The organism is Robertkochia solimangrovi, from assembly GCF_007279655.1.
In the GTDB taxonomy this organism is placed as follows: Bacteria; Bacteroidota; Bacteroidia; order Flavobacteriales; family Flavobacteriaceae; genus Robertkochia; species Robertkochia solimangrovi.
Genome location: NZ_QKWN01000012.1, coordinates 34157 through 53267 on the forward strand (window position 1 = coordinate 34157; position 19111 = coordinate 53267).

At 41.7% G+C, this 19111-nt stretch carries 18 protein-coding genes; 14 read left to right on the forward strand and 4 right to left on the reverse strand.

The genetic code is table 11. The features are described from left to right. Positions 1 to 63: 63 nt before the first annotated feature. Complete coding sequence (locus tag DMZ48_RS15630; protein ID WP_143956106.1) at positions 64 to 2541, reverse strand: TonB-dependent receptor; 2478 nt, start codon at positions 2539 to 2541, stop codon at positions 64 to 66. 225 nt (positions 2542 to 2766) lie between these two features. Between DMZ48_RS15630 and DMZ48_RS15635 the strand changes: the two genes are divergently transcribed. Further along, the gene (locus DMZ48_RS15635) at positions 2767 to 3126 is read left to right on the forward strand and encodes a CoA-binding protein (RefSeq protein WP_143956107.1); all 360 of its coding nucleotides are present in this window, start codon (positions 2767 to 2769) and stop codon (positions 3124 to 3126) included. Here the strand turns inward: DMZ48_RS15635 and DMZ48_RS15640 are convergent. Continuing rightward, the gene (locus DMZ48_RS15640) at positions 3101 to 4579 is read right to left on the reverse strand and encodes a sodium:solute symporter (RefSeq protein ID WP_143956108.1); all 1479 of its coding nucleotides are present in this window, start codon (positions 4577 to 4579) and stop codon (positions 3101 to 3103) included. The two genes, DMZ48_RS15635 and DMZ48_RS15640, sit on opposite strands and share 26 nt — an antisense overlap. An 80-nt stretch (positions 4580 to 4659) precedes the next feature. On the opposite strand from DMZ48_RS15640, the gene recR reads away from it, so the two are divergent. From recR to ftsY, 10 genes are all read left to right on the forward strand, one after another. Next, positions 4660 to 5277, forward strand: coding sequence for a recombination mediator RecR (gene recR / locus DMZ48_RS15645; RefSeq protein WP_143956109.1), 618 nt, complete (start codon positions 4660 to 4662; stop codon positions 5275 to 5277). A 101-nt stretch (positions 5278 to 5378) separates the two neighbouring features. Beyond that, positions 5379 to 6737, forward strand: a complete 1359-nt coding sequence (locus DMZ48_RS15650) for a dihydrolipoamide acetyltransferase family protein (protein WP_143956110.1) — start codon at positions 5379 to 5381, stop codon at positions 6735 to 6737. A gap of 94 nt (positions 6738 to 6831) precedes the next feature. Further along, complete coding sequence (locus tag DMZ48_RS15655) at positions 6832 to 7605, forward strand: 3'-5' exonuclease (RefSeq protein ID WP_143956111.1); 774 nt, start codon at positions 6832 to 6834, stop codon at positions 7603 to 7605. A 116-nt stretch (positions 7606 to 7721) separates the two neighbouring features. Further along, a complete protein-coding gene (locus tag DMZ48_RS15660; protein WP_143956112.1) occupies positions 7722 to 8333 on the forward strand; it encodes a fumarylacetoacetate hydrolase family protein in 612 nt (203 codons plus the stop codon). A gap of 2 nt (positions 8334 to 8335) precedes the next feature. Then, positions 8336 to 8671 (forward strand): Hpt domain-containing protein, encoded by a 336-nt coding sequence (locus tag DMZ48_RS15665; protein ID WP_143956113.1) that lies wholly within the window; start codon positions 8336 to 8338, stop codon positions 8669 to 8671. A 3-nt stretch (positions 8672 to 8674) separates the two neighbouring features. Further along, positions 8675 to 9922, forward strand: a complete 1248-nt coding sequence (locus DMZ48_RS15670; protein ID WP_143956114.1) for a competence/damage-inducible protein A — start codon at positions 8675 to 8677, stop codon at positions 9920 to 9922. A 75-nt stretch (positions 9923 to 9997) separates the two neighbouring features. Next, a complete protein-coding gene (rpmB, locus tag DMZ48_RS15675) occupies positions 9998 to 10234 on the forward strand; it encodes a 50S ribosomal protein L28 (RefSeq protein ID WP_143956115.1) in 237 nt (78 codons plus the stop codon). A gap of 19 nt (positions 10235 to 10253) precedes the next feature. Next, the gene (gene rpmG / locus DMZ48_RS15680; protein ID WP_143956116.1) at positions 10254 to 10436 is read left to right on the forward strand and encodes a 50S ribosomal protein L33; all 183 of its coding nucleotides are present in this window, start codon (positions 10254 to 10256) and stop codon (positions 10434 to 10436) included. A gap of 9 nt (positions 10437 to 10445) precedes the next feature. Next, positions 10446 to 10598, forward strand: a complete 153-nt coding sequence (locus DMZ48_RS15685; RefSeq protein ID WP_143956117.1) for a DUF4295 domain-containing protein — start codon at positions 10446 to 10448, stop codon at positions 10596 to 10598. Between the two features lie 172 nt (positions 10599 to 10770). After that, on the forward strand, positions 10771 to 11724 hold the full coding sequence (ftsY, locus tag DMZ48_RS15690; RefSeq protein ID WP_143956118.1) for a signal recognition particle-docking protein FtsY: 954 nt from the start codon (positions 10771 to 10773) through the stop codon (positions 11722 to 11724). A 12-nt stretch (positions 11725 to 11736) separates the two neighbouring features. Here ftsY and DMZ48_RS15695 read toward each other — a convergent pair whose 3' ends face one another. Both DMZ48_RS15695 and DMZ48_RS15700 read right to left on the reverse strand, forming a co-directional pair. Then, positions 11737 to 12435, reverse strand: coding sequence for an outer membrane beta-barrel protein (locus tag DMZ48_RS15695; RefSeq protein ID WP_143956119.1), 699 nt, complete (start codon positions 12433 to 12435; stop codon positions 11737 to 11739). A 5-nt stretch (positions 12436 to 12440) separates the two neighbouring features. Then, on the reverse strand, positions 12441 to 13487 hold the full coding sequence (locus DMZ48_RS15700; RefSeq protein ID WP_199288013.1) for a hypothetical protein: 1047 nt from the start codon (positions 13485 to 13487) through the stop codon (positions 12441 to 12443). A gap of 301 nt (positions 13488 to 13788) precedes the next feature. On the opposite strand from DMZ48_RS15700, the gene DMZ48_RS15705 reads away from it, so the two are divergent. The 3 genes from DMZ48_RS15705 to DMZ48_RS15715 all read left to right on the forward strand — a co-directional run bounded on the left by DMZ48_RS15705 (position 13789) and on the right by DMZ48_RS15715 (position 19070). Continuing rightward, entirely contained in the window at positions 13789 to 15432 is a 1644-nt protein-coding gene (locus DMZ48_RS15705) for an amidase family protein (RefSeq protein ID WP_143956121.1), read from the forward strand. A 5-nt stretch (positions 15433 to 15437) separates the two neighbouring features. Beyond that, a complete protein-coding gene (locus DMZ48_RS15710; protein WP_143956122.1) occupies positions 15438 to 15707 on the forward strand; it encodes a hypothetical protein in 270 nt (89 codons plus the stop codon). Between the two features lie 129 nt (positions 15708 to 15836). Next, complete coding sequence (locus tag DMZ48_RS15715; protein ID WP_143956123.1) at positions 15837 to 19070, forward strand: S41 family peptidase; 3234 nt, start codon at positions 15837 to 15839, stop codon at positions 19068 to 19070. Positions 19071 to 19111: the final 41 nt, after the last annotated feature.

Consider the following 19111-nt stretch of genomic DNA (forward strand, 5'->3'; position numbering starts at 1 on the left):
CTGTAAATGGTCGTTGCTAAAATACTAACCATCAATATCTAAGAAAAACGACCATTTTGTAGATTATAAAATTCCTTCACTGCTTTTTGTATTGTCGTCACGCTGTTTTCTTTGGCGGGATTTAACTTTTCCACTGGAGAATCTGTATTGCAGTCCAAGGTATACGGTACGACTCTCCCAATTGAATTGCCCCCTTTGAGGGTAAGGACGGTCTGTTTTAAAGGCCCATTGTGCCGTGTTGAAGATGTCATTGAAATTCAGGCTGATCGTGCCATTACCATCTGCAAAAGCATAACGCGCTCCCGTATTGATGAAATACATCGAGAATGATTGCACCTGAAGGTCTTCACTTTGGCCGCGATAGAAACCGAAGACCGATAGTGTGAGTTTTTTGGTAACGGTGAAGTTGTTGTTCATTCTGAAATTGAAGATTCCATTATTTACCTCAATTTCCTGAGTGATGATGTCATCAACTCCCGGATCAGATACTTCAGGATCCAGCCTTTCGGTTAATCCGCGTTGGGTCTGTGCAAAGAATTCAGTGCTGGCATTGATGCTCCACCATTCGGTAGGTTTGATATTAGCAGATAATTCCACCCCGTATGCTTCAGTATCATCAAAATTCCTGAAGGTCAGAATCTGTTTGGTGATATCCAATCGGTCAACATACACCGCACGGTTGATCTCATCTTTGATATTTCTGTAAAAGGCTCCCAGAGTTAAACTTCCGAGTTTTTCAAATCGATGGGTATAATTGGTCTCGAATGAATTGGTGAACTGTGGTTTCAATTCTTCATTTCCAAAAGAGGAAAGCAATGGCGTACTCCATTCCCGAATTGGATTTACCTGGCCCAGTCCGGGTCTGTCAACCCGCTTACTATAGCTGATCTGGTATTGGTTCTTTTCGGAAGGAGTATAATTGATGAAGGCAGATGGGTAAATCTGGTTGTAATCATCAGTGAAGCTTCTCACTTGGTTGGTATCTGCTGCTACCGAAACTGTTTCGAAACGCGCACCTACCTGATAGCTCCATTTCTCATAATTCTGTCCGAAGGTTGCGTAAGCAGAATAAATATCCATACCGTATACAAATTCTGTATCAGGAGTTGGTACCAGATCTCCACTGGAATTAAAGGTGAAACCGGTAGAACGGTAACCTACATTGGTCTCGAAATTTCTCGATTCAAGTCCGAGTTCCAGCTTAGATTTTTCTCCTATCGGATTAACATAATCCAGGTTGACGATAACCTGATCTCTGGCAGTGTTCACATAATCATTGTAGCTTGAAATATTTTCAAAGCCGGAATAATTGAATCTTGCATCCTGATTGCTGTGGAATAGGCTCCAGTCAGCTTCGAGTTCCAGATTGTGGCCTTCTTTATCGAAGTCCAGTTTGTAATTGAAATTGTATTGTTCGTTGAGATTCTCATCGTCCATCAGGAAGCTCTGTGTACCGTGAATACCTGAAGGTTCTGCGGCATCTACATCGGTATTTCCAGTTCCTTTTCCATTGAATGAATTCTGATTAGTGAATAACGAGATGGTATTCTTGTCGTTCAGATAAAAGTCGAAACCGAGTTTATACAGGTGAGACTTGTTGTTATTATTGAAGCCAAATTTCTGTACCTGATATTCATTGTAATCCGGGCTTGAAGCAAGATCAAGACGTTCTATCTGCCCATCATTGACTTGTTTCCCGATATTATTTCCATAGCTACCGTAAAAATTGAATTTACCGTTTCTATAGTTCAGGTCGGCTGAGCTGTTGAATTTGGCTTCTACTTCATAACCCAGTCCTATATTCACATTTCCGTTAAATCCTATATTCGCATTTTTATGAAGCACGATATTGATGATACCACTCATTCCTTCCGGGTTATACTTAGCGGATGGATTGGTGATGAGTTCGATGCTTTTGATAGAGGTGGAAGGGATTTGTTTCAATAACTGGGCTACAGGTACGTTTGAGAGCTTTCCGTCTACCATTACACGTACATTCGAATTTCCTCGGAGCGATAGGGCTCCGGATTGCTGATCCACATTTACGGAAGGAATGTTGTTCATAATGTCTGCTGCAGTAGCACCTTGTGTGGTAAGATCTTTTCCGACATTGATAACCTTTCGGTCAATTTTCTGCTCGATGGTCGATCGTTCAGCTACAACATCAACTCCTTCCAGTTCGGTGACATTTTCTTTGAGTTCGATAACTCCCAGATCTATGTTACGTGACTGCCGGCTGATTTCTATGGCTTTGGTGTAGTTTTCATATCCGATGAATTGTACTTCAAACATAAAGGCACCTTCCCCTATATCAACAAGTCGGAATGAGCCGTCCTCGCCGGTGATTGCGCCGACCACGGTCGATCCGTCTTCTTTGTTTTTAATCACTACAGTAGCATAAGGAACAGGTTGTTTTAGGGTGGCATCAATGACCTTTCCGGTAACAGTACCGATCTTCAGAGGGTCATGAGAGGCTGCGGAAGTCTGTGCGCCTGAATAGATTGAAAATAACAGGACGCACAGAAACAGATTGAGTTTCATGAGTTCGTTTTTTGATTGATTTATAATTGATTGATGATTATATAAATGACGACTGTTACAGGGAGTTGTTACACTGATTTTGTTATTTTAACATAAATTAACTAAAGAGACGTTTGGAAGGAGGTGCTTGAAAGTTAGATCCTAAGGGTTCTGATCCTTAGTTTTTTAAGGGCTTGGTGAAAAAGTAATTTTGTATTTTCGTCTGGTTAAAAAGAATTGATATCCATGAAGAAGACACTAGTTATCGGAGCCTCAGATAACCCGTCCCGTTATAGTTATCTGGCAGTACAGCGTTTATCGTCTAAAGGTTTTCCGGTTTACGCATTGGGGAGACATCCGGGAAAGATAAACGGTATTGAGATCGATACAGGAACACCATCTTATCCGGATGTTCATACCGTGACATTGTATATAAATCCTTCGAATCAAAAGGAACTATATGAATATTTAACGGGTCTGAATCCGACTCGGGTAATTTTCAACCCGGGAACAGAAAATCCTGACCTGGCTGCATTACTTCAGAGCAAGGGAGTGGAAACGATCGCTGCCTGTACTCTTGTTATGCTGGGTACTGGGCAGTATTGAGTGATTTTCGGTCAAATTTGCCATTTGTGTTGAGCAGTAGTAGCAGAAACGTTATTGTACCGTTGAGTATCAGAATAAAGAAGCCGAGGTCGATATCAAAGTCAGATTTTAACCATGAACTTATGAAATAGGCGAGTACCGGGGAAGCCAGAGCGATCACTGGAACTAATACATCCCGGGTTTTCAAATTTGTAAATAGGCCGAAGGAGAACATGCCTAACAACGGACCATAGGTGTATCCTGCGAAAGTGAATAATTTAGAAATGACACTTTCATTTTTGATGAGGTATTTGAAGGTGATGATTACCAGTATAAGTATAACAGATAGGATCACATGAATTCTCTTTCGTACTCTGATCTGTTTTTTCGAATCATATTTTTTTTCGATATCCAGTATGTCAACACTCACCGAAGTGGTTAGTGAGGTCAGGGCACTATCGGCACTACTATATGCAGCTGCGATCAAACCGATGAGAAAGAAGACGAAAACCGCAGTCCCCAGATGCTCAGATGCAAGGGTAGGAAAGAGATCATCCTTCATCGCGGTCACTCCTTTTTGTCTGGCGAAATCCGTTAGCAATAATCCCATAACCATAAAGAAAAAGTTCACAAAAGTGAGTACGATGGTAAACCAGAACATATTCTTTTGTGCGTCCTTCAAAGAACGGCAGGTAAGATTCTTTTGCATCATGTCCTGATCGAGACCGGTCATAACTATAGCGATAAAGGCTCCGGAAAAGAATTGATTCCAGAAGTAATCGGCACTTCTGGGGTCGTCAAAGAAAAATATCTGTGACATCGGACTTGCCTTTACATAATTGAGGAGTCCTGTGGCGCCGATGTTCATTTCGTCGTAGATGGAAACCAGCGTAACACCCACAGCGATCAGCATGAACAGGGTTTGCAAGGTGTCTGTCCATACGATGGTTTTGATACCGCTCTTAAAGGTATAGAGCCAGATGAGGATGATAGTGATTGTTACGGTCACCCAAAATGGAATCCCCATCTGATCGAAAAGAATGATCTGTAAAACATTGGCAACCAGGAAAAGGCGGAAACTTGCTCCTACAATTCGTGAGAGAATAAAGAAGGAAGCCCCGGTCTTGTAGCTGGCGGTGCCGAATCGTTGTTCGAGATAAGTATAGATCGAAGTAAGATTCAATCGGTAATACAAAGGCAATAGTACAGTTCCTATGACCAAATACCCCAGTATATATCCCAATACGACCTGCATGTAGCTGAATTTCGAAGCTTCTACCCATCCTGGAACCGAGATGAAGGTAACTCCGCTTAATGAAGCCCCGATCATTCCAAAAGCAACCACATACCATGGAGATTGACGATTGGCTTTAAAAAAACTTTCATTGCTTTCTTCCTTACCTGTGAAGTACGATATCAGGATCAACATCAGAAAGTAGGCGGCTATAATGGAAATGATAAAAATTGGTTGCATAGGGAAAATTTACGGCATGCAAAATACAAAACTCGCTTCTAAAATTCATTTATGACTCTTAAAATCGTATTTTCGCAGCAATGGACTTCTCATCAAAATTATTGACCAATGCGGTAAGTGAGGTGTCACAATTACCGGGAATTGGGAAGCGAACGGCTCTTAGGCTGGTTTTGCATCTCCTGAGGCAACCTGCCTCCAGAACAGAAGAACTGGCAGCAGCGCTTTTAACGCTGAAATCTGAAATTCGTTTTTGTAAAAGCTGTCATAATATTTCTGATAATGAGCTTTGTGAGATCTGCTCCAATCCAAAAAGAGACGAATCCCTTATTTGTGTAGTTGAAGATATCCGTGATGTCATGGCTATAGAGAATACAGGGCAATTTAACGGAATATATCACGTTCTCGGAGGGAAGATATCTCCTATGGATGGTGTAGGTCCGCAGGATCTTACTATCGGTTCACTGGTGCAAAAAGTAAAGGATGGCAAGGTCGCTGAGATCATTTTCGCATTGAGTTCCACCATGGAAGGAGATACTACCAATTTTTATATCTTCAAACAGCTGGAGCCTTATGAAATAAATACTTCCACTATAGCGAGAGGCATCGCAGTGGGAGATGAACTGGAATATGCAGATGAAGTCACCTTGGGAAGAAGTATCATCAACAGGATACCTTTTGAACGATCTTTGAAGACTTAAAGTTTGAAGTTGGAATAAAATTTATAGTAAAAACAAAATACAGTTTAGTTTTTAATTAATTTCGCAAAGCGAAAACTTAAAACGAGGCTTAAATTATTAATATGGCAAAAATTGAACTAAAGCTCCCGCAGATGGGGGAAAGTGTTGCAGAAGCTACGGTAACCGCATGGCTAAAAGAGGTGGGTGATTCCATTGAGGCTGATGAGCCTGTTGTGGAAATCGCTACTGATAAGGTGGATTCAGAAGTTCCCAGTGAAGTGGAAGGAATTCTGGTCGAGCGGTTTTTTGAGGTGGATGATGTGGTAAAGGTTGGCGAAGTCATTGCAATAATTGAAACAGAGGGAGAGGTCAATGTTAGTTCTTCAACTCCGGATGCTGAGGTGATCGAAGAAGAAACGGCAGTTGAACCCGAGCCAGTAGCTATACTTGAGAATGAAATGCGGGATATACAACTCTCAGCATCGGCTCCTGTGTCGTTTAAAGAAGCAGAGCGTTTTTATTCGCCGCTGGTGAAAAATATAGCAAGAGAAGAGAATATAAGTCTTCAGGAGCTGGAGAATATAGAAGGAAGTGGTAAGGATGGAAGGGTTACCAAAGATGATGTGCTTGCCTATTTGGGTAACCGCGGAAAAGAAACTACAGCGCCTACGCCTTCATCACAGCCGAAGCAACAGGAAGTACTTAAGGAGGAAACTGTTAAAGAGCAGCCTGTGAAACCATCTCCGAAACCTATGCCGGTTTCCGTAAACGGACAGGATGAGATCATCGAAATGTCAAGAATGGGTAAGCTCATTGCGCATCATATGATTGAAAGCGTTCAAACCTCTGCGCATGTTCAGAGTTTTATAGAAGTTGATGTTACCGGTATCGTTAAATGGCGCGAAAAAGTTAAAAAATCATTTGAGCAGCGCGAAGGTGAAAAGCTAACCTTTACCCCGATCTTTATGGAGGCAGTGGCGAAGGCGATCAAAGATTATCCGATGATCAACATTTCGGTTGACGGAGATCGTATCATAAAGCGTAAAGATATAAATCTGGGAATGGCAGCAGCGCTTCCGGATGGGAACCTTATCGTTCCCGTGATCAGGAATGCTGATCAGCTGAATCTGGTAGGCATGGCTAAAAAGGTTAATGATCTGGCTTCTCGTGCAAGAGAAAACAAGCTGAAACCGGATGAGATTCAGGGTGGGACTTATACGGTAACAAATGTCGGAACTTTTGGTAGTGTTTTTGGTACACCGATCATCAATCAGCCACAGGTAGCGATTCTTGCTCTGGGGGCGATACGTAAAGTTCCTGCTGTAATTGAAACACCGGAAGGAGATCTTATCGGAATTCGTCATAAGATGTTTCTCTCACATAGCTATGATCATCGCGTCGTGAATGGAGCTCTGGGGGGGCAATTCGTGAAACGGGTTGCCGAATATCTGGAGTCATGGGATTCTGATCGCGAAGTCTAGTATTAAAGACCGAAATTATATAAGAAGACCCTGATTCCATCAGGGTTTTCGTTTTTCAATAGTTATCTTTACAATTATAAAAAGTACAAGAATTATGGAATTGAATCTTACCAGGCCCATATGTTTCTTCGACCTGGAAACGACAGGAATCGATGTTGCCAAAGACAGGATCGTTGAAATATCAGTATTGAAGGTGATGCCAAACGGTAATAGGGAAAGCAGAACCTGGCTGGTTAATCCCGGTATACCTATTCCGGCGGAATCATCGGCAATTCATGGGATAACCGATGAAAAAGTAGCAGGGGAGCCCACCTTCAAGGAATTGTCAAAGACCATCTATGCGATGATTAAGGATAGTGATCTGGCAGGATACAATTCCGATCGGTTCGATATTCCATTGCTGGCTGAAGAAATGCTTAGAGCAGGGATAGATTTCGATCTGGGGAACAGGGTTACCGTAGATGTTCAGACCATTTTTCATAAAATGGAGCAACGCACACTTTCTGCTGCCTATAAGTTCTATTGTGGCAAAACTCTGGAAGATGCTCACAGTGCTGAAGCAGATACGAATGCTACCTATGAAATTCTCAAATCGCAACTCGACCGGTATGAGGAACTTGAAAATGATATGAGATTCCTCGGATCTTTCACTACCCGTAAGTTAAATGCCGATCTTGCCGGTTTCATCCATTTTGATGAAGACGGCGATGAGATCTTTGGATTTGGAAAACATAAAGGGAAAAAAGTTGAGGCGGTAATGGAGGAGGAGCCTGGCTATTTTGGCTGGATGCTTAATGCAGACTTTCCTTTATATACCAAAAAAGTACTTACTGCGGTTAAATTGAGAAAACTGAATAATAAATTCTGATATTCGTAGCCTTGAAATTTTAGCGCCTTTCCATCTGTTTGCGCCGGACCAATAAGCCATTGGGAATAGAAATATACAGATGAGGTGTAAAAGGTTGCTTATAAGACCAGATTCATATGAAAATTATTTGTGTTGGAAGAAATTATACAGCTCATATTGCGGAGCTGAATAATGAAAGGCCTGATGAGCCTGTTATATTCATCAAACCGGATTCTGCAGTATTGCCTAAACAACAGGATTTTTATTTACCAGAATTTTCAAATGATGTGCATTATGAAGCAGAGGTGATTGTTAAGATCAAGAAAGTGGGTAAGCATATCAGTGAACGTTTTGCCGGTAATTATTATGATGAGGTGAGTCTTGGGATCGATTTTACAGCGAGAGACTTGCAGAGCAAATTAAAAGCAAAGGGTTTGCCGTGGGAAAAGTCTAAAGGATTCGATGGTTCCGCTATAATAGGTAAGTGGATGCCCAAATCAGAATTGGGCGATCTGGATAATCTGGATTTCTCGCTATACCGTAATGGAGAGCAAGTGCAAAATGGGAATACTTCATTGATGTTATGGAAGATTGATGCATTAATTTCGTATATTTCGACCTATTTCACGCTCAAAAAAGGAGACGTGATTTTTACCGGAACCCCCGAAGGAGTAGGCAAGGTCAATGCCGAAGATCTGCTGGAAGGGTATATCGGTAAAAAGAATGCTTTTACCCTAAAAATCAAATGAACATGACTTACGATCTTTCAAAATTGAATGAGCTTTCAGGTGGGGATGAGGATTTTAATAAATCCATAGTAGAAGTTTTTATGGCAGAGACACCAGATGATGCCGTTGCTTTGGAATCTTCTGTTGCTGCTGTCGATTTTGATAAAATTTACCAACATGCCCATAAGATCAAACCCAATGCCGATCTTTTGGGAATTACAGAGGCCAGAGATGCCCTTCTTGCTATAGAAGGACATGCCAGAGGGGATCAGGATATTGCCAAAATCAAATCGCTTCTGAAGATTGTTCTGGATGAATTGAATAGTGCTTATCCATATTTCAAGAATTATATCGCATAACTAATGCAAGCTGAGATCATCACAATAGGCGATGAGATCCTGATCGGGCAGATCGTGGATACGAATTCTGCTTTTATTGCCCGTTCTCTGAACGCTATCGGGATTGGAGTATATCAGATAACATCGATACAGGATGAAAAGGATCAGCTTTTAAAAACCTTTGAGGAGGCAGAAGGAAGGGCAGATGTGATCATTATCACTGGTGGACTTGGTCCGACCAAGGATGATATTACCAAAAAGACCCTGTGTGAATATTTCGATGATGATCTGATTCGCGATCCTGACGTTTTGAAAAACATCGAACTCCTTTTTAAAAAATATATAGAGACTCCGATTTCAGATTTGAACCGGGATCAGGCGTTGGTGCCTTCAAAGGCTCAGGTGTTGATGAACAGGTTCGGCACAGCGCCGGGAATGTGGTTGGAGAAGAATGGTAAGGTCTTTATTTCCTTACCGGGAGTGCCTTACGAAATGAAGGCTTTGATCGATCATAAGGTTATTCCTTTATTAAAAGAGAAATTTCATAAATCTCATATCGTACACCGAACGCTCCTCACCTATGGTCTCGGAGAAAGTGCATTGGCTGAGCGTATCGAAGCCTGGGAAGACACGCTTCCTGCCGGAATAAAACTGGCTTATTTGCCAAATCTTGGAAAAGTTCGTCTCCGACTTACCGGAAAAGGTGATGACAAAGAGGCGATCGAAAATGAAATTAACCGGAGGTTTGAAATGCTTCATCCACTGATCGGAGAATATATTGTAGGTTTTGAGGATGAAGGAGAGTTGGAAGAGATCATAGGTGATTTGTTGCTAAAAGCAGGAATGACCATTGCAACTGCGGAAAGTTGTACCGGAGGTAAACTTGCCGGACTGATCACTTCTGTCCCTGGAGCATCCTCCTGGTTTAAGGGTAGTGTGGTTAGTTATGCCACTGAGGTTAAAGAGAATGTTCTTGGGATCCCTCATGAAATGATAGAAGAACATTCCGTAGTAAGCGCTGCAGTAGCTGAGGCGATGGCGGTGAATGTACGGAAACTGATGAATACAGATTTCGCCTTATCAACTACCGGTAATGCCGGTCCGTCTAAAGGAGAATCGGATGAAGATGTAGGAACCGTGTTCATCGCGCTGGCTACAAAAGGGGAGGTGATCGTTGAGAAATTCAATTTTGGCAATCATCGATCGAAAGTGGTGAACAGAGCGATTCATAAAGCGCTGGAAATGCTTAAAAAAGAAATTTTAAAAAAATAATGTTGGGGTTTGGCTGAACGATAAAAAATTCGTTAATTTGCACCCTGTTTTGAAATAACACTAAAGTTTAGAAAGATGTCAAGAGTTTGTGAACTTACTGGAAAGAAGGCGATGGTGGGAAACAATGTTTCTCATGCAATGAATAAAACCAAGCGTAAATTTGATGCTAATCTCATCAAAAAACGTTTTTATATTCCTGAGGAAGATCGTTGGGTAACACTGAAAATTTCCACTGCTGCCCTTAAAACTATCAACAAAAAAGGAATCGCTGCAGTATTAAAAGAAGCAAAGGCACAAGGATTTATTAAATAATCCGAAATAATATATTAAGATGGCAAAGAAAGGTAATAGAATTCAGGTTATTATGGAATGTACCGAGCATAAAGAGTCTGGACAACCAGGAACTTCTCGTTACATCACGACTAAGAATAAGAAGAATACTCCGGATAGAATGGAACTTAAGAAGTTCAACCCTATTCTGAAGAGAATGACTGTTCATAAAGAAATTAAATAATAAAGAGCCATGGCAAAGAAGACAGTAGCAACGTTACAGACTAGTTCTAAGAGATTGACCAAAGCTATTAAAATGGTTAAGTCTCAGAAATCGGGAGCTTATACTTTTGTAGAAGCTGTTATGGCTCCTGAAATGGTTAACGATTGGTTAAACCAGAAATAAGAGTTCACAAATTTTAGTATATAGAGCTACTTTCTCGCCGAAAGTAGCTTTTTCTTTTTTTATATTTGATATAGCGTTCGCAGATCAGAGTCAATTACGCTGATGCAACCTCCGACAGGTACTGGATTTATCCCGTTCCTTTTTCGTTTATTAAGATCTCAAGCCTGGATATATGAGCTTTTTTAAAAAAATATTTTCATCAGAGAAAAAAGAAACCCTAGATAAAGGACTTGAAAAGTCCAAAACCAGTTTTTTCTCGAAACTTGGAAAGGCAGTTGCCGGAAAATCCAAAGTTGATGATGAGGTTTTGGATAATCTTGAAGAGATACTCGTAAGCAGTGATGTAGGCGTTGATACCACCTTGAAGATTATTGAAAGGATCGAAGAGAGGGTTTCCCGCGACAAATATCTCGGTACTGATGAGCTGAATCAAATCTTAAGGGAAGAGATCGCCAGTTTGTTGTCGGAGACTAATTCCGGTGAGGAAACCGATTTTGTGATCCCCGCAGATAAAAAGCCATATGTGCTTATGGTCGTTGGCGTAAACGGTGTAGGGAAGACCACAACCATCGGGAAGCTTGCTTATCAGTTTAAAAAACAAGGTAAGAAAGTGGTTCTTGGCGCAGCCGATACCTTCAGAGCTGCTGCAATCGATCAATTACAAGTTTGGGCAGATCGTGTAGATGTACCGATTGTTCGTCAGAATATGGGGAGTGACCCCGCTTCTGTTGCTTTCGATACCCTTAAATCTGCAGTATCTCAGGATGCAGATGTGGTGATTATAGATACTGCCGGAAGACTTCATAATAAGGTGAATCTGATGAATGAGCTAACCAAGGTGAAACGGGTGATGCAAAAAGTAGTGGGTGATGCTCCGCATGATGTTCTGCTCGTTCTGGATGGGTCTACCGGCCAAAATGCATTTGAACAAGCGAAACAATTTACTAAGGCTACTGAAGTAACTTCGCTTGCTGTTACCAAACTCGATGGTACTGCCAAAGGAGGTGTCGTGATCGGTATTTCTGATCAGTTCAAGATTCCGGTGAAATATATCGGGGTAGGTGAAGGGATTGAAGATCTTCAGGTATTCAACAAATATGAATTTGTAGACTCTTTCTTCAAATAGGCCTTATCGTATTTAATCTTCCGGATTTTCATGTCTTCCTATTGGAATATTAGCATAAATAGCCCATTGGTTATGATGCTGTTTGTTTTCGATATTTTTCATTACATCTGTAAAGCCTCCATAATAGCGGAATCCAATCGAAGTGGTTTTTGCTTTGCCAATATAGTACCCGATACCTGCAAGCCAACCCAGGTCAAAATTTGTAGTTTCATCTTTAATATCTCGGATGTACCTTAATTCTTCATCATTGATATCAGCGTTGAAGATATCTTTTGCTTTAAACCTAAGTGAAATCTGAGGTCCGATCTCTGCGTAGATACCGGGTTTTGTGACATACTGAATAGATATCGGAAGACTTAAATAATTGATTTCCCTGTCTATATTTCCATACATGAATTGGGTGTCGAGCAAGGAATCTCCGGTAGGATAGACTGGAAGGTCAGAGGCCCCCCGTTGGTATTTGGCGAGCATTTCCAAATTACCCCTCCAATGTTCATCGATCATGTAGTTGAAGAATAATCCAAGATTGAAGGAGGTGAGGGATGATGAACTTTCAGTATTACTCATAGTATTCCAGGATTGGTCGAGATGAATACCGAAGGAGAGCTCCTTTGAGTTCAGTTTGTCGCCAAAGATCAAACTCATAAGAATCTGGCTTCTCATAGTGATGAAGTTAAACAGGGCAAGCAGGATTAGAATTCGTGTTTTCATTTTTATCAGTATCTCTTTTTAAATCCCATAAAACGATAATTCAGGTTTAGTAGGAATTGGCTTCTTTTGCCGAAAACACCTAGTTCTGTTCTCAGTATCCAACGCTTGTTAAATTGGTACTGGGCACCAAAGATCAGGTTAAAAGGTGCGGCTACTTCCTTATCAAGAAGGTACTCTATTATTATATTGCCGGGGTCACTTCCTTCTACGAGACGCTCGATCCCATCAATGATTTGATTTGCAATTATTCGCTGGCCCGGAGGGAGATCCTCTGCCCAGTTTCTTAAAACCGATATCGTCTCCCCTGAGCCTGCGTTCGGAAAAACATCGGTCAGCGGAATGCTGCCTCTGGTGTTATTTTGTATGCTTTGGTAAAAGACACCTCCCCAAATGGCCAGGCTTCTTTGTGGGTTGTACGGGGAGGCCAGCGTATGACCAACCCTCAAGCTTGCATTGTAAGCTGGAATAGGCTCTACGACAACTTCCACATCTGCCCAATTGTAATTGTTGTCCAGGGCTATCCAAACCGGTCCAATAGCTCCGGTAAGTGTTAAACCTATGCCGTAAGAATCTGCTCCAAAATGTTGCTTCGTATTCAGGCTCACCGGACTGCTTAGACTTACTTCGGTTTTGGTAGTACCCCCTCCCAGAATGGCATAGATGTTCAGAAATGGAAGAATCCATATATCTGGTCTTACGGTATAGGCATTGGTCGTGGCAATCGTCGGATTGAAACTGATGTAATTGCTGAAATCGGCAAGCGCTCCCCCATTTATGCCGAGCATGGTTCGAGTGATATTAATGTCTTGTCGCTGGGTAAAATAAACCGCGCTTATCCCTAAAGGAAAAGGGATGTCGTATCCCTTCTTGTAGGCCTTCTTACCCAGAATGGGTAAGGCATACCGGTACTCCATCTGTTTTAAACTGTCGCCATATTTTTTGTAAACCGGGTTGTCGAACTTTAGTGCTCCCTGGGCATGCGTTTTTGAGTGGGGAATAAAAATTACGATCACCAATAATAAAAAAAGTACTATGTTTATTCGATTTCGCATAATTTCCCATTGATCCCTGTAATTCGAATATGTTTTGTAAATATATCAAAATCAGGCAATTAAATGTGTGTATTGTTAAGAAGTCTGTAATTGGTTACTACATTCTGTGCAAATACAGAGAGTGGGTGATAAGTGGAAAGTAATGTGTTGTAAGTGGTGAGTGTCCCGTGAATATTTTGAATAATACTCAGATTTAATTCAATCATTCATACTTAACATCTGATCCATAATTCTTCGGGTCCATTGAAATTAAAAATCCTTTTTCGAAAGCAATGATTATATTTATTCAAAATTCCAACCGATGAAAAGATTTTTACTTGTCCTGGGAGTACTCACTACAATTGCTGCCTGTAAGGAGAAAAAAGAAGTTCCTGTTATTGTTTATGATGAAACCGCAGAGATCTTGAAACAACAGGATCATGAAAATCCCAGAATGCGATATAAACTTCTCAGTTCTAAATTGGATAGCGAACCTATCTTTGACGAACTGGAGAGCGAACTTGATGATTTTTCTATAACTGATTATGATCGAGTCTATCCAATGGTATTCGAGAAAACCATCCCTGAGATTCAGACGGCAATTGAAACAGGAAAGCTTACTTATAAAGAGCTCACATTGTTTTATCTCTATCGAATTCACGAATATGAATTGGACCCTTCAACTTCCTTACATGCTATTATCAAATTGAATGGGAATGTAGTTAAGGAAGCTGAGGAAAGGGATGAACAAAGACTTAAAAACCCGAATCATCATCCGATCTTTGGAATGCCGGTGCTTTTAAAGGATAATATTGGGACCGATGGCATGATGACAACGGCAGGTGCAGGAGTTCTGAGGCATAATAATGCCGGAGATGCTTTTATTACGGAGCGATTGAAAGAAAATGGCGCACTGATATTAGGTAAGTTGAATCTTAGTGAATGGGCATACTATTTCTGTGATGGCTGTCCTGTGGGGTATTCGGCAGTTGGCGGGCAGACACTCAATCCTTATGGGAGGAAAATATTTGAATCCGGAGGATCCAGCTCCGGGAGTGGTGTGGCTACTGCTGCTAATTATGCAGTTGCGACTGTAGGTTCTGAGACTTCAGGTTCCATTCTGATGCCTTCCAGTATCAATTCGATCGTGGGTTTAAAACCTACTATCGGACTGCTTAGCAGAACAGGTATCGTACCGATCTCTAGCACCCTGGATACTCCGGGGCCAATGACACGAAACGTTACCGACAATGCTATTTTGCTGGATGCTATGAAAGGTGAAGATCTTAACGATGCAGCTTCGGTTGCTACGAGTGTAGATTTTCTGAACGTGCTGAATTCGGCAGATATCAGTGAGAAAAAATTTGGATACTTTAATAACCTGTATGAATCTGATTCGGTTTATGCAGCTACCATCGATGAATTGAAGGAGGCGGGAGTACGTGTGTCCGGGTTTGACGTTCCTTCCAATGTGAGCCTGAAAGGATTCTTAACGCTTCTGAATATGGACATGAAATATGATCTTCCTGAATACCTGGAAACTGAGGCAGGAAAGGATGTAACGGTTAGATCGGTAGCAGATATTATCGCGTATAACAATCAGGATTCACTGAATCTGGCACCTTATGGCCAGGGAAGATTTGATGCAATCATTGCCGATACCACAAAACTGGTGGAACTCGAAGTTATCAAACGCCAACTCAAAGAGAATGGAAAGCGATTCTTTGATGTAGAACTGGACTCTCTTGGGTTCGATGCCGTATTATCGATGAATAATTATCATGCAGCTCAAGCTGCGGTGGCTCAGTATCCGGCGATCACGCTGCCTATGGGGTACGACGTTAACGGTCAGCCGCATGGACTGACTCTAATTGCTAAACCATTTGAAGAAGCATCCTTGTTACAGTATGCTTATGTGGTTGAACAATTATTACAAGCGAGAAAACCTCCTGTGGATTATAAATAACTGAAATGAATAATCTGGTCATCATATCGAGAATCATAGCCTATTACTGTATGTTTTATACGGCGGTGAAGTTGTATGCGGTCGTATTTGCCAATGCTGCTGTATGGCCAAATCTGATCCTGTCGCTGCCTTTAATCCTCTTTGCAGTTATCGGGTTTATTCAGATGAAGCGTAGCAGGTATAGTTGGTCTTATGTGATCGCCGGAGTGATCGGGATTACTTTATTAAGGTATTTCGAATCTGATCTGATGGAATTACTTGCACAATATTTTTAATCGATGTATAAGTTCATCGTTTTCCTCATAAAATTATGTTAAAACATTGAATATAAGCCCTCAAGAGTGTTTTTCTCCGAGTGTTGTTTAGTAATTTGGTTGCATTAAATAATTCAATGCAATTCAAATATGACTAATTTACGATGTATGCTGGTGCTGTGCTTTTCCGTATGGATGGCCACAGCCCAGGAAAATGCAAAATGGTTGCGCTATCCTTCTGTGTCTCCGGATGGATCGACCATAGTTTTCGGGTATATGGGAAACCTGTACCGGGTAGCTTCTCAGGGGGGGAATGCTACTGCGATTACCAGTGGGGATGCTTATGATTCACGACCGGTTTGGAGTCATGATGGAAAGACTCTTGCTTTTGCGAGTGACCGATACGGTAATTTCGATGTTTACTCGATGCCGGCTACCGGTGGTATGCCGATCAGGCTCACATTTAACAGTGTTGCCGATTACCCTTATGATTTTACTGCAGATAATAAGCATGTGCTTTTCGGAAGTTCACGATATGCGCCTGCAGAAAGTGTTCGTTTTCCTTCGTCTTTATTCCGAAATCTATATACGGTTCCCGTTGAAGGTGGACGTCCAATACTTCTGACTGCGGCTGGAGCAGATCTTGCCAGGTATGATTCGAAAGGTGATCGTATCGTCTTTCAGGATCGTAAGGGATATGAAGATGAGTTCAGAAAGCATCATACCTCGGCAGTCACACGTGATATATGGATCTATGATATCAAAGGCGATTCCTATCGTCAGGTAAGTACCTTCGCAGGAGAGAACCGTGAACCGGTATTCAATCATGCAGGAACAGCGGTTTATTATCTCAATGAAAAGGATGGAACCCAAAACCTGTATAAACTCGACTTGTCATCAGGCAGTGAATCTCAACTGACCACATTTTCGGATTTCCCAGTTAGAAATCTAAGTGTTTCTGATGGTGATAAACTGGTCTTTACCTGGAAAGGAGAGATCTATTCACTCACGGAAGGGAGCCAGCCGGTAAAATTAGATATCCAGGTTTTTGATGATGCCGCTTTTCAGGTATTGAAAAATCGAGATATCAATAGTGTTACCGAATTTGAACTGAGTCCGAATGGAAAGGAGATAGCATTCGTGAACAGGGGTGAGGTATTCGTAACCGGTGTTGAAGATGCCAGAACAAAAAGGCTAACCAATACTCCGGAACAGGAAAGAATGATTTCTTGGGCACCTGATGGAAAAACCTTACTGTTCTCCACAGAGCGAGGAAATAGCTGGGATGTTTATAAAGCTACACTGGAACGTCCGGATGAAAAGTATTTCTACGCCTCCACTTTAGTGAAAACCGAACCTGTTCTGGATTCTCCGGCTGAGGAATTTCAGGCTGCTTATTCTCCTGATGGTAAAAAGATCGCATATGTTGAGGAACGAAATATTTTGAAAGTGATGGATGTGGCTTCAGGTAACAAGGTTACATTATTGCCGGAAGGACATAATCATTCCTATAGCGACGGAGATTGGGGCTATCGCTGGAGCCCTGACAGCAAATGGCTGATTCTCGATGATCAGAAAGGTTATTTCTTTATCAATAACGTAGCTTTAATCAGTGCCGATGGCAAAGGAGAGATCCGCTATCCGGTCAACAGTGGATTTGGAGAAGGAAATGCTCAGTGGGGTATGGAAGGTAAGATGATGACCTATGAAACCTCTCGTAACGGCCGTAAGTCTCTGGCGATTCAGGGTAGTACCGAAACAGATATCTATGCGGTATTCTTCGATAAAGAAGCCTATGATAAATACATCCTTAGTGAAGAGGATTTCAAATTGATGGAAGAACTCGAAAAGGATAAGGAGAACGATAAAAAAGAAGCGGAAAAAGATTCGGGTAAAAATAAAGGGAAGGACAAAGATAAGAAGGAGGAAGATGTGAAACCTTTACAGATCGACCTTGAAAATATCGATTACCGCAAAGTGAAACTTACGATCAACAGTTCCAGTATCAGTGGTTACGTACTTAGTAAGGATGGTAGTAAACTGTATTACCTGACCTCATTTGAAAAAGGTTACGATCTCTGGGAAACAGAGCCGAGAACCAAGAAGACCAAGATCCTTGCAAAACTTGGAGGATCTCCAAGCGGTATAGAGATCAGTAAGGATGGGAAGTATCTGTTGCTTTCCAATCGTGGCAGATTGGTTAAGGTAGATGTGAATAGTGGTAAAATGGAGAGTATCGGTATCAACGGAGATATGGTGGTGGATGCTGCATCTGAGCGTGCATACATGCTGGATCATGCATGGCGACAAGTAGCCAAGAAATTCTATGATCCTACGATTCATGGAATCGATTGGGATATGTATCATGCAGAGTATTCGAAATTCTTGCCGTATATCAATAACAACTATGATTTTCAGGAATTATTAAGTGAGTTTCTCGGCGAGCTGAATGCCTCTCATACCGGAGGAAGATATTATGCTTCCTCAGAAGGTGGTGATAGCTCGGCATCCTTAGGACTCCTTTTCGATGAAAAATATAAAGGAGCAGGAATTAAGGTGACCGAAGTACTTGCCGGTGGTCCGCTGGATACTGCTGAGGAGAAGGTTAAGGCCGGAGACCTTATCGTGAATATCGATGGTAAGGATATCGAAGCAGGGGATAACTGGAACAAGTATCTGAATAATATCACTGGTAAGAATGTTTACCTGAAGATCAGGAGAGGAAAGGATTATATCGAGACCGTAGTGAAGCCGGAACCTTATGGCAGTGCCAATGAGCTGTTATATCGTCGATGGGTAAAGATTATGGAAGATAAAGTGGATGCACTTAGTGGAGGAAAACTGGGTTATGTACATGTTCGTGGTATGAACGATGGAAGCTTCAGAGAAGTTTACGATAAAGCCATGGGTAGAAACAGAGGTAAAGAAGCTCTGGTGGTTGATACAAGATTCAATGGTGGAGGTTGGCTTCACGATGATTTGAATACATTCCTGACCGGAAAAGAGTATCTCAAGTTCGCTCCGCAAGGCAATGTGCTTAAAGGAGGAGAATCAATGGCAAGATGGACGAAGCCCAGTATCGTGATCATGAGTGAAAGTAACTATAGTGATGCGCATATCTTCCCGTATATCTACAAACAGAACGGCATCGGGAAGCTCGTAGGTACTCCGGTTGCAGGAACCGGAACTGCGGTTTGGTGGGAACGCCAGATCGATCCGTCTATAATTTTTGGAATTCCAATGGTGGCTACCATCGGTAAGGAAGGAAGGCCGACGGAGAATCTTGACCTTGTACCGGATATTCTGGTACCACTTGATTTCAGTTCCTTCTTAAAAGGAGAAGATCCACAGCTTAAGGCAGCTGTAGAGGAATTGATGAAGTGATCAAAATAGGGTAAAGCATAAACGAGCCCCTCCAACACTGA